The sequence below is a fragment of the Nonomuraea corallina genome (genome assembly GCF_027620315.1).
GTDB lineage: Bacteria > Actinomycetota > Actinomycetes > Streptosporangiales > Streptosporangiaceae > Nonomuraea > Nonomuraea corallina.
On the sequence record NZ_JAPNNL010000315.1, the window covers coordinates 1 to 3,416 of the forward strand.

The window sequence follows — 3,416 nt, forward strand, 5'->3', positions numbered from 1 at the left end:
GCCGGGCCCCCCCCCCCCCCCGCGCGGGATCAGGGGTCGAGGTCGGCGGCGGCCCGCTCGGCGAACACCCGCATGGCCTGCGCGGTGACGGGGCCGGGGGCGGCGGGCAGGGCGGTGTCGTCGACGCGGGCGATCGGCTGGACGTCGCGCGTGGTGGAGGTGAGGAACGCCTCCTCGGCGGTGTAGAAGGACGACAGCGGCACGTCCATCTCCTTGGCCCCGAACCACTCGATGACCAGCGCCCGGGTGACGCCCGCCAGGCAACCGGCGTCGAGCGTCGGGGTGAGCAGCTGGCCGTCGCGGACGATGAAGACGTTGGAGCCGGTGCCCTCGCACAGGTTGCCGGCCAGGTTGCCGAAGATCGCCTCACCGCCGCCGCGGGCCTTGGCGTAGGCCAGGGCCTTGGCGTTGTCGCCGTAGGAGGTGCTCTTGACGCCGGACAGGGCGCCGCGTTCGTTGCGCGGCCAGGGCACGACGGTGACGTCGGCGGCGGCGGGGAACGGCTTCTGCTCGTCGACGATCACGACCGAGGTGGCGCCCTGGTTTCCGCGGTCGGAGCCGAGCGGGCCGGGGCCGCTGGTGTAGGTGACGCGGATGCGGCCGAGCGGCCAGGCGGGGGCGGCGGCCAGGCACCGGGCGATGCCGTCGGCGATCGCTTCCAGGTCGGGCTCGGGCAGGTCCATGCGCTGGGCCGAGAGCTTGAGCCGGTCGAGGTGGCGGGTGAGCGCGAAGGACCGGCCGTTCACGATCTTGATGGTCTCGAACACGCCGTCGCCGACCATCAGCCCGTGGTCGAACACCGAGACGGTGGCCTGCGCGGGGTCGAGAAGCTCCCCGTTGACCCAGACAGGGACGTTCATCCATTTCCTCCTGAGGATGCCAGTGTGATGAGCCGGGACGCCTTGAGCTCGGTCTCGGACCATTCGCGCCCGGGGTCGCTCCCCCAGGTGATGCCCGCTCCGGTGCCGAAGCGGATCTGGCCGGAGCTGATCCAGAACGTGCGGATGCCGACGGCCAGCGCCGCCGTGCGCCGGTCGGCGTCGACCCAGCCCACCGCCCCACAGTAGGGCCCGCGGGGCTCGGGTTCGAGCTCATTGATGATGCGCAGGGCCGACGATTTCGGCGCGCCGGTGACCGAGCCGGGCGGGAACGTGGCGGCGAACAGCTCGGCCCAGCCCGCGCCGGGCTCCAGCCGGGCCCGGACCGTGGAGACGAGGTGGACGAGGCCGGGGTGCTCCTCGACGGCGCACAGCTCGGGCACCTCGACGCTGCCTGGGGCGGCGACGCGGCCCAGGTCGTTGCGGACCAGGTCGACGATCATCACGTTCTCCGCGTAGTCCTTGTCCAGCAGGTCGGCGGCGGTGGCGCCGGTGCCCTTGATGGGCCGGGACTCGACCACGTCGCCGTCGCGCGACAGGTAGAGCTCGGGCGAGGCGGAGATCACGTCGAGGCCTGGCAGGTGGACGACGGCGGCGTACGGGGCGGGGTTGCCGGTGGCCAGGCGGGCGGCGAGCGCCAGCGGGTCGGCCCCGGCCGCCAGCGGCGCGGTGAGCACGCGGCAGAGGTTGGCCTGGTAGACCTCGCCCCGTTCGATGGCGGCGCGGATGGCGCGCACGCCGCGCTCGTAGGCGGCCCGGTCGAGCGAGCTGCGCCACTCCCGCGGGCGCGGGCCGGGCCAGGGGCCGCGCGGCGCGGGCAGCGGGGCGCGGCGCACCCGGTCGAAGCGGGCGCAGGTGACCTTGCCCTCGTAGTCGACGACGACGGCCCACCAGCCTTCGCCGTCGAGCGCGGCGAGATCGGTCGTCACGTCGCGCAACCCGGTGGCGAGCCGGCCGCCTACATGCGCGTAACCGTCGTACACGCCTGCCATTCTCCCAGCATTCCGGCGAGCTCCGTCGCGGCCGGGAGCGCCGGTTCCGGGAGGATCGCGTACACGGTGCGGGTGGGCAGCTGCCCGCGCAGGCCGCGCAGGACGATCGAGGACGGCACGGCGCGGGCGGCCAGTGCGGGCACGAGCGTGACGCCGAGCCCGGCGGCGACGAAGCCGAACTTGCCCGACCACTCGGCGACCCGCAGCCCGCCGCGCGGGGTGAACCCGGCGGCGGCGCACGCGGCCAGCAGGAGGGTGGGCTGACCGCGCGGCGCGGCCTCGATCCACCGCTCCTGGGCCAGGTCGCGCAGGTCGACGTCGTCCTCGCCGGCCAGCCGGTGGTCGCGGGGCAGCGCGACCAGGAGGCGGTCCTCCAGCAGCGGGACCAGGCGCAGGTCACCGGGCGGGGTGATCAGGTAGTCGCTGATCACGGCCAGGTCGAGCGCCCCTGCGTGCAGGCGCTCGACGAGGTGCGGGCTGAGCCCTTCGGTCACCCGCAGTTCCACGGCGGGGCGGCGGCCGGCGAACCGTCTCAGGGTGGCGGGCAGCAGGTCGGCGTTCGCGGTGGCGAACGAGCCGACGCGCAGGGTGCCGCCGCTGCCGCGGTGCAGCGCGGCCAGCTCCTCCCCCGCCCGGTCGAGCCGGTCGAGGACGTCGGCGGCGTGCCGGTGCAGCAGGTGGCCGGCGGAGGTGAGCCGTACGCCCCGGGGCAGGCGTTCGAACAGCGGCCCGCCGGCGGCGCGTTCGAGCGCGGCGACGCGGCGGGAGACGGCGGACTGGGTGTAGCCGAGCAGCTCGGCGGCGGCGGTGAACGACCCGCTCCTGGCGACCTCGTCGAACAGGCGCAGGGTCGCGGTGTCGAAGGCATTCGTGTCCAGCATGGCTGCCATGCAATCTAGTCGGTGGTGGAATATCGTGCGCTCCGTTTCACTGTGGGACGTGATTGCATTTCTCGGACAGGGACGCATGGGCGTCCCCATGGCCCGGCGGCTCACGGCGGCCGGGCATCAGGTGACCACGTGGCGGCGCGGGACCGGGGTGACGGCCGCCGAGGCGGTCGAGGGCGCGGACCTCGTCATCACGATGCTGCGGGACCCGGCCGCGGTGCGCGAGGTGCTGACGGCGGCGGGGCCGGGGCTGCGGCCGGGGGCGACGGTGGTGGAGATGTCCACGATCGGGCCGGAGGAGGTGCGCGGGCTGCGCGAGCTGCTGCCGCCGGAGGTGGGGCTGGTGGACGCGCCCGTGCTGGGCAGCGTCGGCCCGGCCGCCGACGGCACGCTGACGGTGCTGGCGGGCGGGGACGTCTCCGGCTGCCGGGCGGTGCTGGAGGTGTTCGGGGTCGTGCGCGAGTGCGGCCCGCTCGGCTCCGGCGCGGCACTCAAGCTCGCCGTCATGAGCGCGCTCGTGCCCGCCCAGGTGCTGGTGGCCGAGACGCTCGCGTACGGGGCCGCGCACGGGGTGGAGCGCGCGGCGCTGCTGGAGGTGCTGGCGGGCACCCCGCTCGGCGCGGTGGCGGAGCGGCTGCGCGAGCCCGCGCGGGAGACCC

Annotated in this window: 4 protein-coding genes; 1 reads left to right on the forward strand and 3 read right to left on the reverse strand. The window is 75.2% G+C overall.

Annotated elements, in window-relative coordinates; genetic code table 11:
• Positions 1-29: 29 nt before the first annotated feature.
• From OUY22_RS36235 to OUY22_RS36245, 3 genes are read right to left on the reverse strand one after another with little or no spacing between them, the layout of a single operon-like run.
• A complete protein-coding gene (locus tag OUY22_RS36235; RefSeq protein ID WP_270159840.1) occupies positions 30-860 on the reverse strand; it encodes an aminotransferase class IV in 831 nt (276 codons plus the stop codon).
• Positions 857-1,870: a chorismate-binding protein gene (locus OUY22_RS36240; protein ID WP_270159841.1), complete on the reverse strand. Its 1,014-nt coding sequence runs from the start codon at positions 1,868-1,870 to the stop codon at positions 857-859. Before OUY22_RS36240 ends, OUY22_RS36235 begins: the two co-directional genes overlap by 4 nt.
• Complete coding sequence (locus OUY22_RS36245; RefSeq protein ID WP_270159842.1) at positions 1,837-2,751, reverse strand: LysR family transcriptional regulator; 915 nt, start codon at positions 2,749-2,751, stop codon at positions 1,837-1,839. The genes OUY22_RS36240 and OUY22_RS36245 overlap by 34 nt, the downstream gene beginning before the upstream one ends.
• Before the next feature lie 58 nt (positions 2,752-2,809).
• Between OUY22_RS36245 and OUY22_RS36250 the strand changes: the two genes are divergently transcribed.
• The coding region (locus tag OUY22_RS36250) for an NAD(P)-dependent oxidoreductase (protein WP_270159843.1) at positions 2,810-3,416 on the forward strand (607 nt) is incomplete at its 3' end.

Bases quoted from the DNA above. Each gene is read 5' to 3' on its own strand.
- OUY22_RS36235 (WP_270159840.1), bottom strand. From the start codon at position 860: ATGAACGTCCCTGTCTGGGTCAACGGGGAGCTTCTCGACCCCGCGCAG.
- OUY22_RS36245 (WP_270159842.1), bottom strand. From the start codon at position 2,751: ATGCTGGACACGAATGCCTTCGACACCGCGACCCTGCGCCTGTTCGAC.
- OUY22_RS36240 (WP_270159841.1), bottom strand. From the start codon at position 1,870: ATGGCAGGCGTGTACGACGGTTACGCGCATGTAGGCGGCCGGCTCGCC.